Below are 20,562 nucleotides of genomic sequence, written 5' to 3'. Positions count from 1 at the left end.
AGGTATCTACAATGTTGAACAAAGTAAAGGCGATCGGCCTTGCCGCGGGTGCGGTAGCAACGATTGCACTGGGTGTGGCATCTGCCAATGCCGCAGACAAACCAGTTAAAATGAGCGTTATTGGTACATGGAACAGCATGACTAACTATAACGACCGTGAGGCCCCTTTCTGGCGCGGCATTGCAAAGGAAACCAAAGGTGGCGTTATCTCTACAATCGGGTCTTACTCTGAATTCGGCCTTAAGGGCTTTGAAGTGATGCGTATGCTGAAATCCGGCGTGTTTGACTATGCCTATGGTCTGCCGGGATATGTGGCTGCTGAAAACGCGGTGTTTGAAGGTGGTGATCTGTCTTCCGTGACACAGGATATCGGAACAGAGCGGAAAGTTGCTGAAGCTTACTTCCCGACTTTGGAAAAAGCGTTTGCCAAATACTATAACGCAAAACTGCTGCAGCTATATCCTTTCCCATCCCAGATCCTTTACTGCAAAAACGAAATCAAAGGCATTCAGGACCTGAAAGGTAAGAAAATCCGCGTTTACGCGACAACTCTTGGTGATTTCGTTGAAGGTGTTGGCGGCACATCCGTCACTGTATCCTTCGGTGAAGTTATTCCGGCCCTTGAAAAAGGCGTTGTAGATTGCGCGATCACCGGCACCATGTCCGCTTACACAGCGAAATGGTATCAAGCTGCAAACTATGTCTACACAATGCGTGTGGGTTGGGGCCTTGCTTTCGGTGCCATGAATATGGACAAGTGGAACTCCATGTCTGCGGATCAGCAGAAAGACATGAAAGCCCGTCTTGATAAGCTGACCGACAGCATGTGGGAAGCAACTGCAAAAGAAGATGATGTTGCAATTCAATGTCTTACAGGTAAATCTTGCCCTCTTGGTGCAGATGCGCCACTTGGCGGCATGACACTGGTTGAGCCAAGCGCTGACGACCTGAAAGCCCGCGACAAAATCGCAAATGACGTTGTTCTGTCCCGCTGGGCAGAGCGTTGCGGTAAAGATTGTGCTGACAACTGGAATGACACAGTTGGTAAAGTACTGAACATGAAAGCGGTTTCCAAATAAGGAACCCTTGAAGCGGGATCGGTTGAGAGCCACTCACCGATCCTGCTTCCTCCAATCGATTTAGAAAAGGCAGATCAATGTTTGGCCCACTTAATCGTGTCATTAACGCACTTGTACAGGTTGGCGGCTGGTCCTTAATGGCCGCGGCGTGTCTGGTGACCTATGACATTATCACCCGGAAGGTATTTAACTATTCCATCGCGGGTGCAGATGAAATCTCAGGCTATGTTTTTGCAGTGGCAACGGCTTGCGCATACTCATACGCCTTGGTCACACGGGCAAATATCCGAATTGATTTGCTGTATAACGTCTTGCCAGCGCCCGTTCAACGCGTGCTGGATATCCTGAGCATGGCGGCCATGTTCGGCTTCTTCGGTGTTGTTTGTTACTTCTCCTACAACATTGTCTCAGACGCCTTCCTCTATGACAGCCGGTCCATCACCCCGCTTCAGACCCCTCTCGTCTATCCGCAGACGCTTTGGTATGTGGGGCTTTGTTTCGCGGCGCTCACCTCGTTTTTGCTGCTGATTACTGCGGTTTTCTACATGCTGAAAGGCAAGCAGAATCAAGTGGATCAACTTATGGGCATCCCGTCCTTGGATGAGGAAATTGCCACTGAACTCGGAGAAGAAGCAGACAAGCTTCGCTCCCACACAAATTCTGATGTGAAGGGTGATTAAATGCTTCCCGCTGCTATTCTAATTCTTCTTGTCCTGATCGCGCTCAGTATTCCTGTTGCGGCTGCACTCGGTTGGCTTGGCCTGATCTTGGGTCACTTCTTTACGATGATGCCCGTGCACCGCGCGATCGGAGATATTTTCTGGCAAAACTCCATTGAATTTCTGCTCGTTGCCATCCCGATGTTTGTCATGCTCGGTGAAATTCTGCTGCGTTCCGGCATTGCAACCCGAATGTATGACGCCATGGCGAAATGGCTTTCCTGGCTTCCTGGCGGCTTGATGCATTCCAACATTGGCGCCTGCGCCTTATTCGCTGCCACATCTGGTTCCAGCGTTGCAACGGCCGCCACCATCGGCACTGTGGCAGAGCCTGAAATGCATAAACGCAAATATAATGAGCCTATGTTCCTCGGCACCATTGCGGCTGGTGGAACGCTCGGGATTCTGATCCCGCCTTCCATTAACCTGATCGTCTTTGGATTGCTCACCAATACATCCGTATCAGAGCTATATCTGGCGGGTTTTGTACCGGGTCTTCTTCTGGCGGGCCTGTTTATGGCGACAGTGATCATTGCCTGTCTCTACAAACCGCAATGGGGCGGTGAGAAAATCACTTACACCTGGTCTGAAAAGATCAAAAGTCTTGTCCATTTAGGACCCCCGATTTTGATCTTCCTTGTTGTAGTGGGATCGATTTACGCTGGCTGGGCGACACCAACCGAAGCCGCCTCATTAGGTGTGGTGGCAGCCCTTATTCTGGCAGCCTTCCACCGCAGTCTCAGCATTTCAATGTTGAAGGAAGTCTTCAAAGGCACTATGCGCACCACCGGCATTATCATGCTAATTATCGTGGCGGCTGTATTCCTGAACTTTGTACTTTCCGCCATTGGGCTGACTACGCAACTTACTGATTTTATTGTTGGACTGGGTCTAGGACCGCTTGGAACGCTTCTATTGATTGTGGCCTTCTATATTATTCTAGGCTGCTTTATGGAAACTTTCTCCATGTTGATCACCACGGCAACCATCGTCACCCCGATCGTTGTCAGCATGGGCTATGATCCGGTCTGGTTTGGTATCCTGTTGATGGTGCTTCTTGAAACCGCGCTGATCACACCACCCATTGGGATCAACCTGTTTGTGGTGCAATCCATTCGGTCATCGGGACAGCTTAAAGACCTAATGATTGGTGCATTGCCGTTCGTGGCAACCATGTTTGCCATGATCGCGCTTTTGATTGCCTTCCCAGAATTGGCCTTGTGGTTACCGCAACTTTTCTACTAAAAACAGTGGGGTGGGATCACCCCCTGTCAGTGTGCTGAAAAACAACGGATAAGAAAATGAACTCGCGATTTCTGATGCTCGGGGATTCCGCCTTCACGGTTGAATTTCCAGATCTCAGCGGTGTGGTCGGCGCCCGTCATATTCGGGCCTTGCGCGTCGCGATCGATCAGAAAATTGAAGACGGTGCTATTGGTGGTGTTCTGGATATCATCTCCGCTGTGCGCTCCCTCACCCTGGTGATGGACCCGGATCTGGCAGATTTCCGCGCAAACCTTGCTGTTGTTAAATCCTTGGTAGGCGCTGAAAGTAACACAACCGAGAGCGCAGGAACCTTATGGACCCTGCCCGCCTGTTATGAAGGGGAATACGCACCGGATTTGCAAGAAATCGCAGAACGGAGTGGTCTGTCCACTTCCGAAGTGGTCGATATACACACTGGACAGGATTATGACGTATTGCTGATCGGTTTTTTGCCAGGTTTTCCTTTCCTTGGGGAAATTGACGAACGCATTCGTTTTCCGCGTCGCCAATCCCCACGCGTGAAAGTTCCGCCGGGATCCGTTGCCATTGCCAATGCACAAACGGCTATTTATCCGTGGGAGAGCCCAGGTGGCTGGCATCTAATCGGACGCTGCCCAGTGCCTCTTTTCGATCAGAACAGAAGCCGCCCGGCCTTAATGGCCCCGGGCGACCTGATCCGTTTTAAGCCAGTGAGCGAGGAGGTTTTCAAAGAACTTGATGCCGCCTATAAAAGTGGTGAGTTATCCCTAGAAGATCTGGCCTCAACAACTGAGGTGCAGAAATGACGGCTCATCTGGAAATTCTCCACCCGGGCCTTCTGTCCTCCATACAGGATAAAGGTCGATACGGAATGGCAAGTTCCGGCGTTCCAAGAAGCGGTGCTGTGGACCCGGTATCTCTGCAAATCGGTAATGCGCTTGTGGGCAATGAGCCTTTTACGGCGGCCATCGAATTTCGCTTTATGGGACCCAAAGTAAAAGCCATTGGCGGTCCCCTTCGCCTTGGCCTTGCCGCTGACACAACCGCGACATTAATCCGTAAATCTGACGAGGATCCAATTGAGATTGTCGCATGGCGGAGCGTGACCTTGCATGATGGAGATGAACTGCATCTTCATCCTTTGAAAGGCGTTGCAACAGGTTATCTCTCTGTTGAAGGCGGATTTAACCTGCCAACCGTATTGGGAAGTCAATCAACCTATGCCCGCGCAAGCCTTGGTGGACTAAATGGCAGCGTCCTTAACGAAGGAGATCAACTTCCTTTAAATCAGGCGTCTGTTCATGGTGAGGACCAGATTGTAAAATCACCCCTTACGGCTGATAACACCCCAATTCACATTATCAAAGGGCCTCAAGACGACTATTTCTCAGAGGAGACACTGAGTAGGTTTGCCAACCAAACTTTTGCGGTCACAAAAGATGTGGATCGCATGGGGATCAGGCTTGAAGGGGACGCAATTGCTGCCCTTCCCGAAAAAGGACATGATCTGATTTCTGATGGATCTGTTCCCGGCACCATTCAGGTCCCTGGAAGTGGACAACCCATTATCCTGTTTATGGATTGCCAGACAATTGGTGGATACCCCAAAATCGGCACTGTGATTGCTGCAGATATGCATCGTCTTGGGCAAGTCCTACCTAATCAAAGCATGCAATTTGAATTTGTCAGCCTTGAACAGGCCAGTGAGCTTCGACTTGCCAGATATGCCCAAATTGAGAAGTGCATTTCTTCGATTGATACCTATATCGAAGTTGGAAAGATAAACGTGAAAGCCCTCTATGAAGAAAATATCATTGATGGCGTGGTAAACGCGATGGATCCGGGGCGCATAACCGGACAGTTAGAGGAAGAGCTATGACAAAACAGGTGAATTTGAACGCAGATTTGGGTGAAAGCTACGGCATGTATAGCATCGGCAATGATGAGGCCATGCTGGCAACTGTCAATTCTGCCAATATTGCTTGTGGCTATCATGCTGGCGATCCTTTGGTGATGCGCGAAACCATTGCCCGCGCCAAGCAAAACGGCGTGAGTATCGGCGCGCATCCTTCCTTTCCGGATCATCAGGGTTTTGGCCGCCGCCAAATGCATCTTTCATCAGATGAATTGGAGGCCATGGTCGCCTATCAGATCGGTGCCATTATGGCCATGGCTGCGATGAACGACACGGTGGTTACGCATGTCAAACCGCACGGCGCGCTTAACAATATGGCATCAGTGGATCAGGACATGTCAGATGCCATTGCACGTGCGATCAAGGCCGTCGATAGCAATCTTATCCTTCTGGCAACAGCTGGATCCTGCCTGTTTAAAGGCGGTATTAACGCGGGGCTTCCTACGGCAGGTGAGATTTTTGCGGATCGCACTTATGATGAAAATGGAAATCTCGCACCAAGATCACAACCGGGCTCCATGATCCATGATGCCAATCAGGCAGCGGATCAGATCCTGTCCTTTCTTGATAGCGGTAAAATCCTCACCCCTGAAGGTAAAGGGATTGAAGCTGAAATCCACAGTATCTGTGTTCATGGAGATTCTGATGGGGCCATTAATATCGCCAACGGTGTCAAAGAGCGACTAACAAAAGAAGGTTATAGACTGGCAACCTTGCCTGAAATCTTCAGCTAAAAATAAGGGGCGGATTTACGCCCCTCTTCTATTCTTCCGCCTGATATTCCGCACCTTCTGCTTCAAGCATTTGAATAAGCTCAGCTTGGGCTTGATCCAATAAATCCGGGTGAACAGAACGAAGCACCAGATTGGTGCCGACTTTACCCGCCTTGAAGTATGGGTAAGAACCCATTGAAACTTCAGGGAATTTTTCCTGCAGTTCGCCCAAATTTTTAGCTACACGACCTTCTGGCAGAGATACCTGTACTGACCGGTTAAGCATCTTTGCCCCGCCTTCAAGGGTTGGAACAATGCTTTCCATCATCGCTTGCAGTACTGCGGGCACACCAGCCATGGTGAAGACATTTTCCATTCTGAAACCGGGTGCCTTACTCACCGGGTTATCAATCAAAGAGCCGCCATCCGGAACACGTGCCATTCTTTTACGCGCTTCGTTAAACTCGACGCCAGCTTGTTCGTAGTGTTTCGTTAGAATGTCAAAAGCTTCCGGATGGTAACCAATGCCAACCCCGAACGCCGCCGCAATGGAATCAGCTGTAATATCGTCGTGGGTTGGGCCAATGCCACCACTTGTAAAGACGTAATCATATTTGGCACGGCAATAATTCACCGCATCCACAATTTCCTGCTCAATATCTGGAATAATGCGAACTTCTCGCATTTGAATGCCAATCTCGCCGATCTTGGTTGCCACATGCGCCACGTTGATGTCCTGGGTGCGACCAGAGAGGATTTCATCCCCAATGACAACCATTGCTGCGGTTTTGATGATCGGTTTTTCTTTTGTTTCTGACATTTGATTTTTCCAGCTGAATGCCTATTGTCTTTCTGTTTGCAGGCATTTTTGACGAGAATGTCAAAAAACACAAAGCCTTTTCATGCAGACGAAATTAAGAATAAAACCGGACGGCATATATCATGGATTTTCCAACCCCTTTAATTTCAGGCACTCTCATCAAACGTTATAAACGGTTCTTGAGCGATATCACGTTGGAAAATGGCGAGGTCGTGACTGCCCATTGCGCCAATTCCGGATCCATGATGGGGCTGAAAGAACCCGGATACAAAGTCTGGCTTTCAAAATCTGACAACCCGAAAAGAAAACTGAAATTCTCTTGGGAACTTGTGGATACAGGCCCCGCCCTTGTTGGCGTCAATACTTCTCATCCCAATAAGATTGTTTCAGAAGCGATTTCAAACAGAGAAGTTCCTGAACTCGCCGGATATGATACACTTCGTAATGAAGTAAAATATGGAGAGAACAGCCGTATTGATATTCTGCTTCAGTCTGAAGGCAAGGCAGACTGCTATGTTGAGGTGAAAAACGTCACCCTCTCCCGTGAAGACGGGTTGGCAGAATTTCCAGATGCCGTCACAGCACGCGGCACGAAACATCTGAAAGAACTGGCAAATATGGTTGAACAAGGCCATCGGGCCACCATGTTTTATCTGGTTCAGCGCACCGATTGTGATCGTTTCAGGCTTGCATCTGACATTGATCCGGCTTATTCGGAAGCCTTTAAGGAAGCTGTGGCTGCAGGTGTGGAAATCATTTGCTATGATTGCCATATAACACCAGAGCGGATTGGAATAAATCATACTATCTCATTGATAGAAAATGATTAACTTCAACTTCCCTTAATGATAGAAACCAGTATAGTATTCAGAAAAGACCAATTAGACAGATGAAATATATCAGCAGCAAAGAAACACCCGTCGAAAATACCGGCGTTGTCAAACTTCATGGTCCTGAGGGCTTTGAGGGTATGCGCAAAGCTGGGCAGTTGGCTGCTGAAACACTGGACATGATCGCGGAACATGTAGTCCCTGGTGTCTCCACGGACGAGCTGAACACGCTTTGCAGTGACTTCATTACGGAACGCGGCGGCACTTGTGCACCGCTTGGCTATCGCGGGTTTCCAAAATCCATCTGTACGTCCATCAATCATGTTGTCTGTCATGGTATTCCAAGTGATAAGAAACTGAAAGATGGCGACATCATCAATATCGATGTGACACCAATTGTGGATGGCTGGCATGGTGATACAAGCCGCATGTTCATTGCGGGCAAACCAAATGTAAAAGCACGTCGCCTGATCGACATCACATATGAATGCCTGATGCGGGGTATTGAAGTTGTCAAACCCGGCGCAACAACGGGTGACATTGGCTATGCCATTCAGTCGTTTGCTGAAAAGAACCGCTGCTCTGTTGTTCGTGATTTTTGTGGCCACGGTCTGGGTCAGGTTTTCCACGACGTTCCTAATGTGGTTCACTACGGCACCCCGGGCGAAGGTGTTGAACTTCGTGAGGGTATGATTTTCACCATTGAGCCAATGATCAATCTGGGTAAGTGGCAGGTGAAAGTGCTGGAAGATGGCTGGACCGCTGTAACCCGCGACAGGTCTTTATCCGCACAGTTTGAACATTCCTTGGGTGTTACCGCTGACGGATACGAGATCTTCACAAAATCGCCTAAAGGCTTGGATCATCCACCATATGACGTCTGAGGGAACTTCTAAAAACACTGGTTTTAAAGAGCAAGTTGTTCAAAGCGACTTGCTACCGTCCAATGTCAAAGGTCCCAATATTCCTTATACCCCTCACGACAAGAACGATCATGAGGGACTTTCCGACAGCTCAACCGCAAAAAAAATAAAATTCGATGACAAATTAGGCCATCGTGAACGCTTGAGGAAAAAAGTCCTAACTCTTGGGGTCGAGAGTCTAGCGGATTACGAACTTCTTGAAATGCTCCTTTTTGCGGCCTCCCCTCGCGGTGACACCAAACCTCTCGCTAAACGTTTGATAAATGAATTTGGTGATTTGTCTGGGGTGATGAGCGCTTCAAACGAAACACTAAAAAAAATAGATGGTGTTGGCGATGCTGCAATTGCAACAATTCGCATTTCTGAAAAATTGGGTGAAAAACTTCTTCGCGGCGAATTTAAAGAAAAGAACGTCTTAAGCTCCTGGCAGGCCTTACAGGAATACTGCCAAGTTGTTATGGGTCGCAAAGAGGTTGAGAATTTCCGTATTCTGTTCCTCAACAATAAAAACCATCTTATCGCCGATGAAATTCAGCAAACCGGCACAGTAAACCACACCGCCGTTTATCCAAGAGAAGTGGTAAAGCGAGCACTTGAACTACATGCAAGCTCCCTCATTCTGGTTCACAACCACCCATCTGGGGACACAACCCCTTCCCGCGCTGACATCCAGATGACAGGTGAAATTGTTAAAGCTGCAGATGCCCTTAATATTAAAGTGCATGACCACTTAATTGTCAGCCGCAATGAAAGCACTAGCTTAAAATCCCTCGGTCTAATGTAGCAGTTTAGGCTTCTTTAAATATTCCATTTTATAAATTTAAGCAGACAACCGCTGTTGGCACATGGCTGATGTTGGTTCATTTGGGGGAATTGTGCTTATAAAATGGAACGGGATAAGACAACTCATAACCGCGATAAACGTGAAGGCAATCAGCAGATTACTGATCGTCTCGTCGGTCAAAAACTACGTCAAAAACGAACACTTTTGGGCCTTAGTCAGGCTGAAGTTGCGGCAAAAGTGGGCATTACTTTTCAGCAGTTGCAAAAGTATGAGCAAGGCATAAACCGGATCGGCGCCAGTCGGCTTTACAGCCTTGCGAAAGCGCTTGAGACTGACATAAGCTACTTTTTTAAGACCGAACAATCTGTTGATGACAATTCCACAAGTGAGGATCAGGAAAAACACGATCCGGCCAACACAAGAGAGACCCTTGAACTGGTCCGGGCCTATTCCAGAATTACGGATGACAAGCTTCGCAAAGAAGTCAGAGACTTAATTGATACCATCTTGGATAGTCAGCCCTAAAATGCACGCTGATGAGCAACCCCATACATGAAGGTGTTCCAGGCAGTGTTTAGAACATCCCGCTCTGCAACTATTCCACGATACCTCGTCATCGAGGCCGTCATGACGATGTAATCAAAAAAGCAGGCAACCCATCCTGAAGGCAGATCACTTTTAACCTCTCCGTTTTCTTGGGCTTCTTTAACCAGTGTTTCTATTTTTTCCAACTGCCTTAAAAAGGCTTTTCGATTTCTGTCGCTGTCATCAATCATTGTTCTCATCCAGAACAAGTGATGATTCCTTAAACGGTAATAATCCCGCATTATTCGGAAGAATTTCTCCATCGGGGGCTTTTTCCCTGACAGAGCGCGACGTACAATTCTTTGAAGTTCTTGCAAGCTATGTCGGGCAGCGGCTTCGATGAGATCTGCCTTGCTGCCAAACTTTCTATTTATTGTTATCCTGGTGACCCCTGCCTCATTGGCAATGTCATGCATGGTCGCATCCGGCTTATATGCCAACACGGTAATCGTCGCTTCCAGTATATCTCTCTCAGTAACCATATTATTTTTTAACTGAAAAAATCGGAATCAAATACGAAAAACACAAGAATTATATCCACCTCTATTCACGTTGACCGTTACCAATATAAACAACTTGATATAATTTCTAGGCAAATCAAAGAGCAGAAGTTGTTGTGATTTTTTTTATCGTCTGCTAGTGAACGCCCATCGGAATAGACTTTTACGGATTAGTGTAACGACTTTTTACACTATCTGCCGCATTCAAAATAGGTGAATTGCCATGATACCCCGCTATGCCCGCCCGGAAATGACCGCTATTTGGGAACCAGAAAGCAAATTTAGAATCTGGTTCGAAATTGAAGCTCATGCATGTGATGCACAGGCTGAACTGGGGGTTATCCCAAAAGAAGCTGCAAAAGCTGTATGGGAGCGTGGCGATTTTGAAATCGACCGCATTGACGAAATTGAACGCGAAACCAAGCATGATGTGATTGCGTTTCTGACTAACCTTCAGGAATATGTGGGTGACGAAGCCCGTTTCGTCCACCAGGGGATGACATCATCCGATGTTCTGGATACCTGCTTGAATGTTCAGCTAACTAAAGCGGCTGACATTCTGTTAAAAGACATGGATGACCTGCTTGCTGCCTTGAAGAAAAAAGCGCATGAGCATAAAGACGATGTTTGTGTTGGTCGCTCTCACGGTATTCACGCTGAGCCGGTAACCTTCGGTCTTAAGATGGCGCAAGCCTACGCAGAATTTGATCGTAATCGTGAACGTCTGGAAATGGCCCGTAAAGAAATCGCAACTTGTGCTATTTCCGGTGCCGTTGGCACTTTCGCCAACATTGACCCGTATGTTGAAGAGCATGTGGCGAAATCATTGGGCCTTGAGCCAGAAACGATTTCCACACAGGTTATCCCACGTGACCGCCACGCCATGTTCTTCGCCATTCTCGGCGTCATCGCAAGCTCTGTTGAGCGTCTGGCCGTTGAAATTCGTCACCTCCAACGGACGGAAGTTTTGGAAGTGGAAGAGTATTTCTCTCCAGGTCAGAAAGGCTCCTCCGCGATGCCGCATAAACGCAACCCGGTTCTTACAGAAAATCTGACAGGTCTGGCCCGCCTCGTTCGTATGGCGGTAACACCTGCCATGGAGAATGTGGCGCTATGGCACGAACGCGATATCTCCCACTCCTCCGTTGAGCGTGGTATCGGTCCAGATGCAACTATCACACTTGATTTTGCACTGGCGCGTCTGACCGGTGTGATTGAGAAGCTGGTTGTTTACCCACAAAATATGCTCGACAACATGAACAAGCTGGGTGGTCTGATCCACTCTCAACGTGTTCTTCTTGCCCTGACACAAGCTGGTGTAAGCCGTGAAGATGCCTACCGTCTGGTACAGCGTAACGCAATGGTCGTCTGGCGTGAGCGCGAAGACTTCATGACATTGCTGAAAAATGATGAAGAAGTCAGCGCAGCCCTGTCTGATGAGCAGATCGAAAGCGTGTTTGACTTGGAATACCACACAAAACATGTGGACACTTTGTTCAAGCGCGTCTTCGGCGAATAAGGAATTCAATCTGAATGGAAGCTGTCCGATGTTTCATTCGGGCAGCTTTTTTTATTGGGAGAAGCCATTTATGACTGCCGATATCATTTTTGAAACGGAACGCCTCATCTGTCGCCTTTTTCGGGACAGTGACCGCGAACCGTTTGCACGCCTTAACGGCAATGCGACAGTCATGCGTTATTTTCCATCCACACTAACCGTTGAACAAAGTAATTCGATGGTGGATGAACTTGGACGTCGGCAGGAGAAAAACGGATACACCTTCTGGGCGACTGAGCGCAAAGAAGATGGTGCGTTTATCGGATTTGTTGGCCTTAACAAAACCGGTGACAATATGCCCTTCTCGCCTTCTGTTGAAATCGGTTGGCGTCTGGATGAGCCCTATTGGGGGAAAGGATATGCATCTGAAGCCGCCAAAGGCGTTCTTAAATACGCCTTTGATAAACTGGGTGTTGACGAAGTCATCTCTTTCACTGCAGAAATCAACGAACCTTCCCAGAAAGTCATGCAACGGATTGGAATGACCCATGAAGGGGAATATTTTGACCATCCCGCCCTCGACAATGGGCATCCATTGAAACGCCATATTCTTTACCGAACTACCCAGAAATAGGAAGCTCTCAATATATTACTAAATAATATTATTAACTGACCATTAACTCTTGATGGTCAATATGGTCCAAGTAAACAAATGAGATCGGGGAGCCACTGCTCTCTGTTCTAGTTAAATAAGGGACCTAACATGTGTGTCTTTGACTACGTGAAATTCGCCGGTCTACTGGTAATCTGCACCATCATTTCCTCAGTCTCCGCGAATGCTCAACCTCCTGCACCCAGCACAGATTTAATTGACCAACAGGTCATCAGTAAAATCAACGATATCTTCAATAAACCAGTTCTAAGAATTTCGGTTCATTCACAGAACAAACGACATAAAAATATTGATCAGGCTGAAATTGATCGCCTTGATAAACAATGGCGCGCAGAGCGAAAACTGGAAGACCAGCCCCTTATCGCCTCTACATTGACTAACCCTCTCTCCAGTTATCTAACGCAAATCCAAGCAGCATCTCTCGGTCTGTATACAGAGATTTTTGTTATGGATGCGAAGGGGTTGAATGTGGGACAAAGTTCCATCTCCTCTGATTACTGGCAAGGAGATGAAGCTAAATTCCAAAAAACTTTCCCAAATGGAGCAAAGGCCTACTTCGTTGATGAGGCTGAATTCGACGATGAGCGGGGTATTTGGAAAGCCCAGTTTAATGCCACAGTAGCCGATGCATCCGGCAGCCCAATTGGGGCAATTACTGTGGAATTTAACCTGACAGAGTTATCTCGCCGCGCTGGCAATTCCTGACAATCAATAAGAACGGAACGACTATGAATTTTTTTCAAAATCTCAAAATAGCTTCAAAGCTATCAGTCAGCTTCGCCCTGTTGATTGTGATTACAATTGCAATGGTAGTTGCTGCATTTATTTCAATTTCCAACATCAGAGAAGCAGACCAAGTTGGTCAAAAGGCTCAGCGAGTTGCTGAAATTAACAACGCGTACCAAAAGAGCTTTCAAATTGAAGTAAGTAGTATGTCCTCTTATTTGCTGACTGCCGACAGGTCTTTTGAAACAAGTTTGCAGGATGCCCACGCTCAAGCCACAGTGCATTATAACTCTCTCGTCGACGCCGTCGAAGACGCTACTCTGCTAGAATTGGCATCTAAAGTCAGGTCAATTCAATTGGATTGGTGCGATTCAATTGCTTCAAAGCAACTTTCGTTAATGAGAAATCACCTCACCGTAAATGAAGCGCGCGCTATTGAAGTATCAGGTGAACCTCAGATGAAGGTAGATCAGTTCTATGCAGCAGCGGATGAGCTGAACAATGCAATCAAGAACATTCTGAGTGAGACACTTATCACCAAAGAAACTGCCAATCAGGAATTTACATACGTTATTACGGGATCCGTGACGGCTCTCGTTCTGATCTCCATCCTTCTTGCATTTGTCCTGACCAAATCCATTGCGGGCCCCGTCTCCTCCATGACCAATATCATGGGAGAGCTGGCGAGTGGTAATCTTGAAATTGAGTTGGAGAAAACCCAACGAAAAGATGAAATTGGAGAGATGGTAAGATCTGTTTCCATCTTTAAAGATGGAGCCATTGAACAAGAAAGAATGCGGGAAGAAAGAAGGCAGCGGGAAGCTGAGGAGACAGAACAGAGAAGAAAAACGAGAGCAGAAGAAGAAGCAAGACTAGCCCAGGAACGCGAACGCGAAGCACAGATCGCAGCAGAGAAAACAGCCCGGGCAGAGCAACTCACTTCAATCGTGCGAAAATTCGAAGAGAAAGTTTCTGCCCAAATGTCCCAGTTAGAACATTCTGCAGGTGACCTTAAAGGGACTGCGCAGCAAATGGTTGGAAATGCTGATAGCTCTCAGGAGATTGCTGAAGTGGTTGCAAATGCCGCTCGTGAAGCATCCGGCAACACTCATACAGTGGCCGCAGCAGCAGAAGAACTTTCCGCTTCAATCGCAGAAATCAACAGACAGGTATCCCAGGCATCACGTGTATCTGAAGAAGCTGTGGAAGAAGCTCAAAATTCGAGCGCTTCTGTATCTTCGCTTGCTCAATCCACCCGCAAAATTGGCGAAATTATTAATATCATCAACGACATCGCCTCTCAAACCAACCTGTTGGCGTTGAATGCCACGATTGAGGCGGCTCGTGCAGGTGAAGCTGGCAAAGGCTTTGCTGTCGTTGCAAGCGAGGTTAAATCCCTTGCAAACCAAACTGCGAAAGCGACAGAAGAGATTGCAAGCCAGATCGGAGATATGCAGTCCGCCTCTGATGGTACGGTTGAGGCGATTGAGAAAATCAGCAAGGTGATTGAATCAATCAGGGAAGCCAATGTCGGTATATCATCCGCGATTGAAGAGCAGACAGCCGCGACGGGTGAAATATCCCGAAATGTACAGGAAGCCTCTCGCGGCACGGAACAGGTTTCATCAAAAATCGAAGTAGTCTCTCAAAAAGCGCATGAGACAAAAGATTCTTCGTCCAAAGTATTGAATGCATCCACCAATCTCAGTGCTCTGTCTGATGATCTACAACAAAATATCTCAGTATTCCTGGAAGACGTCAGGTCGGTATAAACTTTCAAACCACCAATAAAAAAGGCCTGCTTTTCAGCAGGCCTTTTTCGTAATCTGGTCGATTACCTAATTATTCACCGTTATGGATCTGTTCGCGTGCTGTTGCAAGGAGCTCTTCCATTTCGCGGCGGATACGGTGGTCAGACATCTCGACACTTTTCGCATCCAGATCACCGCGAATTTTGCGGAATACGTCATCATCACCTTTTTCTTCAAGGTCAGCAACGATAACTTCTTTGGCATATTCCTGAGCGGCATCATCTGTCAGACCCATCAGATCTGCTGCCCAGAGACCAAGCAATTTATTGCGACGTGCAACCGCTTTAAATTCCTGCTCTTCATCAAGGGCGAATTTGCCTTCATGTGCTTTTCCAAGATCATCAATACCTGACATCTTCCGGTCCTTCTGAATTCCCTAAAATGATACCGGGCTTTTGCCACCCCCGGCCTTTCTGCTTTCTATATACATCAAAAGTGAGCAAACGCCATAGTCGACTTGGTTTTTTTTCCAATTTCTATGTCAAAACTGTTACGGGATATTGTCTTTATTCAACATCTGAACTATGGTCCGCTCAGATTCGAGATTAATTCCCGAATCCAGTAACAGGTATGGCAGATGGATATGGCAAATTTTTGACGTCTCCCCCGCCCCCTTTTAGGTAATTTCCGCTCGGCCAATTGATCTGGCCCTTATGTTGGAGTGGCGCATATGACCCGCCGTAGACGTGTCTACGAAGGCAAGGCCAAAGTCCTTTTTGAAGGACCTGAGCCAGGAACCCTAGTTCAATATTTTAAAGACGACGCAACTGCGTTTAATGGTGAGAAGAAATCCACTGTTACCGGCAAGGGCGTTCTCAACAATCGAATTTCTGAGCATCTGATGAACCGTCTGACGGAAATTGGTGTTCAAAACCACTTCATCCGCCGCCTGAATATGCGCGAGCAGTTGATCAAAGAGGTTGAGATCATTCCCGTTGAGGTCATCGTACGCAATGTGGCCGCAGGCTCCATCTGTACGCGCCTTGGCTTGAAAGAGGGGAACGCATTGCCCCGGTCGCTGGTTGAGTTCTGCTACAAGTCAGATGAGTTGAATGACCCGCTGATCGCGGAAGAGCATATCACGACATTTGGTTGGGCTACCCCGCGCGAGCTTGATGAAATTATGAACATGTCTCTTCGCGTCAATGATTTCCTTTGTGGCCTGTTCACGGGTATCGGCATTCGCCTCGTTGATTTCAAACTGGAATTTGGTCGCTATTTCAATGGTGACGAGATGCAGGTCATCCTCGCGGATGAAATCAGCCCCGACAACTGTCGCCTCTGGGATCTAGAGACGAATGAGAAACTGGATAAGGACCGTTTCCGGCGCGATCTTGGTGGTGTTGAAGCAGCTTATCAGGAAGTTGCCCGGCGACTTGGCATCATGCCAGAGGGTGGCCCCGGCGACCTGAAAGGCTCAACTGCAATTCAATAAATTCAAAGGCGCAATATTTGCGCCTTTTTTCTTGGCTAGATACGACAAGGTAATAGACGATGAAAGCTCGTGTAACGATTTCACTGAAAAACGGTGTTTTGGACCCACAAGGTAAAGCTATTGAACATGCGCTGCATGGCCTGGGTTTTGAGGGTGTAAATGACGTCCGTCAGGGAAAAGTTATTGAACTGGATCTGGGCGATATTTCCAAAGAAGACGCCCCGGCAACTGTTGACAAAATGTGCACACAGCTGCTGGCCAACACTGTAATTGAAAATTACGCAATCGAACTTCTGGACTGATCCCAACTATAGGAGACTGAGCCCGATGAAGGCCGCAGTTATCGTTTTTCCCGGTTCAAATTGTGACCGTGATATGAAAGTTGCCATTGAGCAGTCCATGGGGAGCGCCCCCGCAATGGTCTGGCATGGTGATAGTGAACTTCCTGAAACTGACCTAATCGCAATTCCCGGCGGTTTTTCCTACGGCGACTATCTTCGCTGTGGCGCCATCGCAGGTAATTCCCCGATCATGCGTGAAGTTGTGAAGAAAGCATCCGAAGGTGTCCCTGTTCTTGCCGTGTGTAACGGTTTTCAAGTGGCAACAGAAACAGGCATGCTACCAGGCGCCCTGCTTCGCAACGCCAACCAGAAATTCATTTGTAAAGATGTAGACCTTCAGGTTGTTTCCGAAAATGAACGCTTTGTTGGCTCATTTGAACAAGGTCAGATCGTTCGCTTCCCTGTTGCCCATCATGACGGTAACTTCTACGCTGATGACGAGACCCTAAAGCGTCTTGAAGGTGAAGGTCAGGTGGCGTTCCGCTACGCTAACGAAGATGGCAACGTGAACGACGCCACAAATATCAATGGATCACGCAATAATATCGCCGGCATCTACAACGAGGCTGGCAATATTCTGGGCCTGATGCCGCATCCTGAGCGCCTGATTAGTGAACAGTTGGGCGGCACTGATGGCAAAACCTTCTTTGATAACCTGATCAATTCCCTGAGCTGAGTAGCACCATGACGGAAATTACAAAAGAAATCGTCGCTGAACACGGCCTGTCGGAAAGCGAATACGAACTGGCCCTGGAAATTCTGGGCCGCACCCCAAATCTAACAGAGCTTGGTATTTTCTCTGTGATGTGGAGTGAGCACTGTTCCTACAAGTCATCCAAGAAATGGCTGAAAACCCTGCCAACAGAAGCCCCATGGGTGATCTGTGGTCCGGGTGAAAATGCTGGTGTCATTGACATTGGTGATGGTCAGGCTGCTATTTTCAAAATGGAAAGCCATAACCACCCTTCATATATCGAACCATATCAAGGCGCTGCGACTGGTGTTGGTGGTATCCTGCGTGACGTATTCACAATGGGTGCGCGCCCGGTTGCCAACATGAATGCTTTGCGTTTTGGGCGCCCGGATCATCCGAAAACACGTCACCTTGTATCTGGTGTTGTTGCGGGTATTGGCGGCTATGGTAACTGCATGGGTATTCCGACAATTGGCGGTGAGACCAATTTCCATGAATCCTACGATGGAAATATCCTCGTCAATGCCATGACTGTTGGCTTGGCTGAAACAGACAATATTTTCTATTCCGCTGCGGCGGGTATTGGAAACCCTGTTGTTTATGTGGGCTCCAAAACGGGTCGTGACGGTATTCACGGTGCCACAATGGCATCTGCAGAATTTGACGATGACAGTGAAGAAAAGCGTCCAACCGTTCAGGTTGGTGACCCGTTCACTGAAAAACTTCTTCTGGAAGCCTGTCTTGAGCTAATGGCAACAGACGCCATCGTTGCCATTCAGGATATGGGTGCTGCGGGTCTCACCTCCTCCTCTTTCGAAATGGCAGATAAAGGCGGCGTTGGTATCCAGCTTGATCTGGATAATGTTCCAATGCGTGAAGAAGGCATGACGCCATATGAGATCATGCTGTCTGAAAGCCAGGAACGGATGCTCATGATCCTGAAACCTGGCCGTGAAGACGAAGCACGCGCCATCTTCCATAAATGGGAACTGGATTTCGCCGTTATCGGTAAAGTGACCGACACTGGCCGTATGGTTCTGACCATGCATGGTGAGACAGTTGCGGACCTGCCTGTTGCCCCATTGGCAGATTCATCCCCAGAATATGATCGTCCTTGGGTTCCAACTGAACTTCCTGCTTCTTTGGGCGCAGATGATGTTCAGGCCCCAAATGATCTGGGTGCAACACTGGTTCAAATGATGGGATCCCCCAACATCGCCAGCCGCAAATGGATCTGGGAGCAGTATGACCACATGGTGATGGGTGACACCATTCAGCGCCCGGGTGGTGATGCGGGTGTTGTCCGTGTTCACGGCACAGATAAAGCGCTGGCTGTCACTACTGACTGTACACCACGTTACTGTTTTGCCCATCCACAAACAGGTGGAGCACAGGCAGTTGCCGAAACATGGCGGAACCTGACGGCAACGGGTGCAAAACCACTTGCCATCACAGACTGCATGAATTTCGGTAACCCTGAACGCCCTGAGATTATGGGTCAGTTTGTGGGCTGTATCGATGGTATGCGTGATGCGTGTAATGCCCTCGACTACCCTGTCGTATCCGGTAACGTGTCCTTGTACAATGAAACCAACGGTACGGGCATTTTCCCAACACCAGCCATTGGTGGTGTGGGGCTTCTTGAAAAATCCGAACATATGATGACATTGGCGCTGAAAGACGCCGGTGAGACCATCATGGTTGTTGGTGAAACCAAAGGTGAGATGGGTCAAACCATTTACCTGAAGGAAATCGAAGGCCGTGAAGAAGGTGCGCCGCCTTCTGTTGATCTGGCGACCGAACGCAAAAATGGTGACTTCGTTCGTGGCCTAATTCATGACGGCAAAGTCACCGCCTGTCACGACATTGCAGATGGCGGCCTTCTGGTAGCGCTTTCTGAAATGGCATTGGCTGGTAAAATGGGTGCCCAATTGGATCTTGGTGATGATCTGCCGCTTCATGTGGCGGCTTATGCCGAGGATCAGGCCCGTTATATTGTGACCGCCACCGCAGAAAATGCGGAAAAGATTGCGGAATTGGCCAAAAATGAAAATGTGCCTCTTCAAATTGTTGGAACGACCGGTCATAATGAAATCAAGGTTGGAAAATCTGTAACCGTATCCCTAAATGACATTAGGGACGCACATACAAACTGGCTTCCTGGCCTGATGGCCGCCCCTGGAAGCGAAAAGGAGTAATTTGCATGGCAATGGATGCGAGTGAAATCGAACGCCTGATTATGGAAAGCCTACCTGATGCGCAGGTGGAAATCACCGACCTGCGCGGTGATGGTGACCATTATGCGGCGCTTGTTATCTCTTCCGCTTTTGAAGGCCTGCCTCGTGTGAAGCAACATCAACTGGTTTATCAAGCCTTGAAAGGCAAGATGGGCGGTGATCTTCACGCACTGGCACTGCAAACCTCTGTACCTAACACTTAATCTAGAAAGGGCTAATAATGCTTGATCAAGCAACAGAAGAACGCATTAAGCAGGAAGTCGGCTCTAACGACGTCGTCCTGTTTATGAAAGGTTCCGCAGTATTTCCACAATGCGGTTTCTCCGCAACTGCGGTTCAAATCCTGTCACACCTGAATGTTAAATTCAGCAGCATTGACGTACTGAGCGACCCAAGCATCCGCGAAGGCATCAAGGAATTCAGCCAATGGCCAACAATTCCTCAGCTCTACGTCAAAGGCGAATTTATCGGTGGCTGTGACATCATGCGTGAAATGTTTGAAACAGGCGAACTACAAGGCCTTTTCGACGAAAAACAGGTCACAATGGCAAGCTAAACTGCCCTTGGACTCATTTTTCAAAACGGCGCTTCCTCAAGCGCCGTTTTTTATTGCAACAAGTCGTAACTAAATCACTGTTGGACCATTATCATTACGAGCTAGTGTAGATAATGGTAACTCTAGCTGTGCAGGAAATGACATTCCATCAGTTTGAGGTAAATTCAACTTTTTCCACAAATCCTGAGCGTCTTTCACGCCATAAGTCAGCCTAGCGGAGTTAACTAGCCTAAGCTTCAGCTCTAAACATTTCCGCTGTTCTCTTGACATGTTGACATTTACAGAGTTACGAAATGTAACTATACTATCTTTGTTTCTCATCATAAAACCTTTCTGGATGATGAGTTAACGTATTCATGCAAAATTTTCCTTGCATGCGCGAAAATTGCCCTTCCCTATTCAGCCGGCAAGCAGTAGGGAGGGGCCACTCGTGTTCTTTGAGTGTTCTCTAATTATAAAGAATACACCGCTCAGGGCC

General features: G+C 47.9%; 23 protein-coding genes. 20 read left to right on the top strand and 3 right to left on the bottom strand.

The window, feature by feature from the left end:
* Positions 1-11 precede the first annotated feature (11 nt).
* From GUA87_RS10140 to GUA87_RS10115, 6 genes are all read left to right on the top strand, one after another.
* A complete protein-coding gene (locus GUA87_RS10140) occupies positions 12-1,079 on the top strand; it encodes a TRAP transporter substrate-binding protein (protein ID WP_193716439.1) in 1,068 nt (355 codons plus the stop codon).
* A gap of 77 nt (positions 1,080-1,156) precedes the next feature.
* Entirely contained in the window at positions 1,157-1,759 is a 603-nt protein-coding gene (locus GUA87_RS10135; protein WP_193716438.1) for a TRAP transporter small permease subunit, read from the top strand.
* Complete coding sequence (locus GUA87_RS10130) at positions 1,760-3,043, top strand: TRAP transporter large permease (protein WP_193716437.1); 1,284 nt, start codon at positions 1,760-1,762, stop codon at positions 3,041-3,043.
* Positions 3,044-3,099: 56 nt separating this feature from the next.
* Complete coding sequence (gene pxpB, locus GUA87_RS10125) at positions 3,100-3,849, top strand: 5-oxoprolinase subunit PxpB (RefSeq protein ID WP_193716436.1); 750 nt, start codon at positions 3,100-3,102, stop codon at positions 3,847-3,849.
* Positions 3,846-4,922 (top strand): biotin-dependent carboxyltransferase family protein, encoded by a 1,077-nt coding sequence (locus GUA87_RS10120; protein ID WP_193716435.1) that lies wholly within the window; start codon positions 3,846-3,848, stop codon positions 4,920-4,922. The genes pxpB and GUA87_RS10120 overlap by 4 nt, the downstream gene beginning before the upstream one ends.
* The gene (locus GUA87_RS10115) at positions 4,919-5,692 is read left to right on the top strand and encodes a LamB/YcsF family protein (RefSeq protein WP_193716434.1); all 774 of its coding nucleotides are present in this window, start codon (positions 4,919-4,921) and stop codon (positions 5,690-5,692) included. Before GUA87_RS10120 ends, GUA87_RS10115 begins: the two co-directional genes overlap by 4 nt.
* A 28-nt stretch (positions 5,693-5,720) precedes the next feature.
* On the opposite strand, the gene GUA87_RS10110 is transcribed toward GUA87_RS10115, so the two are convergent.
* Complete coding sequence (locus tag GUA87_RS10110; protein WP_193716433.1) at positions 5,721-6,491, bottom strand: competence/damage-inducible protein A; 771 nt, start codon at positions 6,489-6,491, stop codon at positions 5,721-5,723.
* A gap of 122 nt (positions 6,492-6,613) precedes the next feature.
* Between GUA87_RS10110 and sfsA the strand changes: the two genes are divergently transcribed.
* From sfsA to GUA87_RS10090, 4 genes are all read left to right on the top strand, one after another.
* Positions 6,614-7,321 (top strand): DNA/RNA nuclease SfsA, encoded by a 708-nt coding sequence (gene sfsA / locus GUA87_RS10105; protein ID WP_193716432.1) that lies wholly within the window; start codon positions 6,614-6,616, stop codon positions 7,319-7,321.
* A gap of 59 nt (positions 7,322-7,380) precedes the next feature.
* Positions 7,381-8,205 (top strand): type I methionyl aminopeptidase, encoded by an 825-nt coding sequence (map, locus tag GUA87_RS10100; protein WP_193716431.1) that lies wholly within the window; start codon positions 7,381-7,383, stop codon positions 8,203-8,205.
* Positions 8,195-9,028: a RadC family protein gene (gene radC / locus GUA87_RS10095; protein ID WP_193716430.1), complete on the top strand. Its 834-nt coding sequence runs from the start codon at positions 8,195-8,197 to the stop codon at positions 9,026-9,028. Before map ends, radC begins: the two co-directional genes overlap by 11 nt.
* 102 nt (positions 9,029-9,130) lie before the next feature.
* Entirely contained in the window at positions 9,131-9,553 is a 423-nt protein-coding gene (locus tag GUA87_RS10090; RefSeq protein ID WP_193716429.1) for a helix-turn-helix domain-containing protein, read from the top strand.
* On the opposite strand, the gene GUA87_RS10085 is transcribed toward GUA87_RS10090, so the two are convergent.
* Positions 9,550-10,095, bottom strand: a complete 546-nt coding sequence (locus GUA87_RS10085) for a TetR/AcrR family transcriptional regulator (RefSeq protein ID WP_193716428.1) — start codon at positions 10,093-10,095, stop codon at positions 9,550-9,552. The genes GUA87_RS10090 and GUA87_RS10085 overlap by 4 nt on opposite strands.
* Positions 10,096-10,336: 241 nt before the next feature.
* Here GUA87_RS10085 and purB point away from each other — a divergent pair, with 241 nt between their 5' ends.
* The 4 genes from purB to GUA87_RS10065 all read left to right on the top strand — a co-directional run bounded on the left by purB (position 10,337) and on the right by GUA87_RS10065 (position 14,782).
* Positions 10,337-11,632, top strand: coding sequence for an adenylosuccinate lyase (gene purB, locus GUA87_RS10080; protein WP_193716427.1), 1,296 nt, complete (start codon positions 10,337-10,339; stop codon positions 11,630-11,632).
* Positions 11,633-11,702: 70 nt separating this feature from the next.
* Positions 11,703-12,245 (top strand): GNAT family N-acetyltransferase, encoded by a 543-nt coding sequence (locus GUA87_RS10075; protein ID WP_193716426.1) that lies wholly within the window; start codon positions 11,703-11,705, stop codon positions 12,243-12,245.
* Positions 12,246-12,374: 129 nt separating this feature from the next.
* On the top strand, positions 12,375-12,989 hold the full coding sequence (locus GUA87_RS10070) for a hypothetical protein (RefSeq protein ID WP_193716425.1): 615 nt from the start codon (positions 12,375-12,377) through the stop codon (positions 12,987-12,989).
* A gap of 23 nt (positions 12,990-13,012) precedes the next feature.
* A complete protein-coding gene (locus GUA87_RS10065; RefSeq protein ID WP_193716424.1) occupies positions 13,013-14,782 on the top strand; it encodes a methyl-accepting chemotaxis protein in 1,770 nt (589 codons plus the stop codon).
* 70 nt (positions 14,783-14,852) lie between these two features.
* On the opposite strand, the gene GUA87_RS10060 is transcribed toward GUA87_RS10065, so the two are convergent.
* Positions 14,853-15,176 carry a DUF1476 domain-containing protein gene (locus GUA87_RS10060; RefSeq protein ID WP_193716423.1) on the bottom strand — a complete coding sequence of 108 codons (324 nt, stop codon included), beginning with the start codon at positions 15,174-15,176 and terminating at the stop codon, positions 14,853-14,855.
* A 315-nt stretch (positions 15,177-15,491) separates the two neighbouring features.
* On the opposite strand from GUA87_RS10060, the gene purC reads away from it, so the two are divergent.
* From purC to grxD, 6 genes are read left to right on the top strand one after another with little or no spacing between them, the layout of a single operon-like run.
* The gene (purC, locus tag GUA87_RS10055) at positions 15,492-16,256 is read left to right on the top strand and encodes a phosphoribosylaminoimidazolesuccinocarboxamide synthase (protein WP_193716422.1); all 765 of its coding nucleotides are present in this window, start codon (positions 15,492-15,494) and stop codon (positions 16,254-16,256) included.
* Between the two features lie 59 nt (positions 16,257-16,315).
* A complete protein-coding gene (gene purS, locus GUA87_RS10050) occupies positions 16,316-16,558 on the top strand; it encodes a phosphoribosylformylglycinamidine synthase subunit PurS (protein WP_193716421.1) in 243 nt (80 codons plus the stop codon).
* Positions 16,559-16,583: 25 nt separating this feature from the next.
* Positions 16,584-17,273: a phosphoribosylformylglycinamidine synthase subunit PurQ gene (gene purQ, locus GUA87_RS10045; RefSeq protein ID WP_193716420.1), complete on the top strand. Its 690-nt coding sequence runs from the start codon at positions 16,584-16,586 to the stop codon at positions 17,271-17,273.
* A gap of 8 nt (positions 17,274-17,281) precedes the next feature.
* Positions 17,282-19,489 (top strand): phosphoribosylformylglycinamidine synthase subunit PurL, encoded by a 2,208-nt coding sequence (gene purL, locus GUA87_RS10040; RefSeq protein ID WP_193716419.1) that lies wholly within the window; start codon positions 17,282-17,284, stop codon positions 19,487-19,489.
* A gap of 5 nt (positions 19,490-19,494) precedes the next feature.
* The gene (locus GUA87_RS10035; RefSeq protein WP_193716418.1) at positions 19,495-19,731 is read left to right on the top strand and encodes a BolA family protein; all 237 of its coding nucleotides are present in this window, start codon (positions 19,495-19,497) and stop codon (positions 19,729-19,731) included.
* 17 nt (positions 19,732-19,748) lie between these two features.
* Positions 19,749-20,084, top strand: coding sequence for a Grx4 family monothiol glutaredoxin (grxD, locus tag GUA87_RS10030; RefSeq protein WP_193716417.1), 336 nt, complete (start codon positions 19,749-19,751; stop codon positions 20,082-20,084).
* The last annotated feature ends 478 nt before the right edge of the window (positions 20,085-20,562 follow it).

It is taken from the genome of Sneathiella sp. P13V-1 (genome assembly GCF_015143595.1).
In the GTDB taxonomy this organism is placed as follows: domain Bacteria; phylum Pseudomonadota; class Alphaproteobacteria; order Sneathiellales; family Sneathiellaceae; genus Sneathiella.
Note: the sequence above shows the minus strand (reverse complement) of the source record. Positions and strands in the feature narration are given on the sequence as shown.

Excerpts from the sequence above, each read along its gene's own strand:
- GUA87_RS10140 (WP_193716439.1), top strand. The coding sequence starts at position 12 with ATGTTGAACAAAGTAAAGGCGATCGGCCTTGCCGCGGGTGCGGTAGCA.
- GUA87_RS10135 (WP_193716438.1), top strand. The coding sequence starts at position 1,157 with ATGTTTGGCCCACTTAATCGTGTCATTAACGCACTTGTACAGGTTGGC.
- GUA87_RS10130 (WP_193716437.1), top strand. The coding sequence starts at position 1,760 with ATGCTTCCCGCTGCTATTCTAATTCTTCTTGTCCTGATCGCGCTCAGT.
- pxpB (WP_193716436.1), top strand. The coding sequence starts at position 3,100 with ATGAACTCGCGATTTCTGATGCTCGGGGATTCCGCCTTCACGGTTGAA.
- GUA87_RS10120 (WP_193716435.1), top strand. The coding sequence starts at position 3,846 with ATGACGGCTCATCTGGAAATTCTCCACCCGGGCCTTCTGTCCTCCATA.
- GUA87_RS10115 (WP_193716434.1), top strand. The coding sequence starts at position 4,919 with ATGACAAAACAGGTGAATTTGAACGCAGATTTGGGTGAAAGCTACGGC.
- GUA87_RS10110 (WP_193716433.1), bottom strand. The coding sequence starts at position 6,491 with ATGTCAGAAACAAAAGAAAAACCGATCATCAAAACCGCAGCAATGGTT.
- sfsA (WP_193716432.1), top strand. The coding sequence starts at position 6,614 with ATGGATTTTCCAACCCCTTTAATTTCAGGCACTCTCATCAAACGTTAT.
- map (WP_193716431.1), top strand. The coding sequence starts at position 7,381 with ATGAAATATATCAGCAGCAAAGAAACACCCGTCGAAAATACCGGCGTT.
- radC (WP_193716430.1), top strand. The coding sequence starts at position 8,195 with ATGACGTCTGAGGGAACTTCTAAAAACACTGGTTTTAAAGAGCAAGTT.
- GUA87_RS10090 (WP_193716429.1), top strand. The coding sequence starts at position 9,131 with ATGGAACGGGATAAGACAACTCATAACCGCGATAAACGTGAAGGCAAT.
- GUA87_RS10085 (WP_193716428.1), bottom strand. The coding sequence starts at position 10,095 with ATGGTTACTGAGAGAGATATACTGGAAGCGACGATTACCGTGTTGGCA.
- purB (WP_193716427.1), top strand. The coding sequence starts at position 10,337 with ATGATACCCCGCTATGCCCGCCCGGAAATGACCGCTATTTGGGAACCA.
- GUA87_RS10075 (WP_193716426.1), top strand. The coding sequence starts at position 11,703 with ATGACTGCCGATATCATTTTTGAAACGGAACGCCTCATCTGTCGCCTT.
- GUA87_RS10070 (WP_193716425.1), top strand. The coding sequence starts at position 12,375 with ATGTGTGTCTTTGACTACGTGAAATTCGCCGGTCTACTGGTAATCTGC.
- GUA87_RS10065 (WP_193716424.1), top strand. The coding sequence starts at position 13,013 with ATGAATTTTTTTCAAAATCTCAAAATAGCTTCAAAGCTATCAGTCAGC.
- GUA87_RS10060 (WP_193716423.1), bottom strand. The coding sequence starts at position 15,176 with ATGTCAGGTATTGATGATCTTGGAAAAGCACATGAAGGCAAATTCGCC.
- purC (WP_193716422.1), top strand. The coding sequence starts at position 15,492 with ATGACCCGCCGTAGACGTGTCTACGAAGGCAAGGCCAAAGTCCTTTTT.
- purS (WP_193716421.1), top strand. The coding sequence starts at position 16,316 with ATGAAAGCTCGTGTAACGATTTCACTGAAAAACGGTGTTTTGGACCCA.
- purQ (WP_193716420.1), top strand. The coding sequence starts at position 16,584 with ATGAAGGCCGCAGTTATCGTTTTTCCCGGTTCAAATTGTGACCGTGAT.
- purL (WP_193716419.1), top strand. The coding sequence starts at position 17,282 with ATGACGGAAATTACAAAAGAAATCGTCGCTGAACACGGCCTGTCGGAA.
- GUA87_RS10035 (WP_193716418.1), top strand. The coding sequence starts at position 19,495 with ATGGCAATGGATGCGAGTGAAATCGAACGCCTGATTATGGAAAGCCTA.
- grxD (WP_193716417.1), top strand. The coding sequence starts at position 19,749 with ATGCTTGATCAAGCAACAGAAGAACGCATTAAGCAGGAAGTCGGCTCT.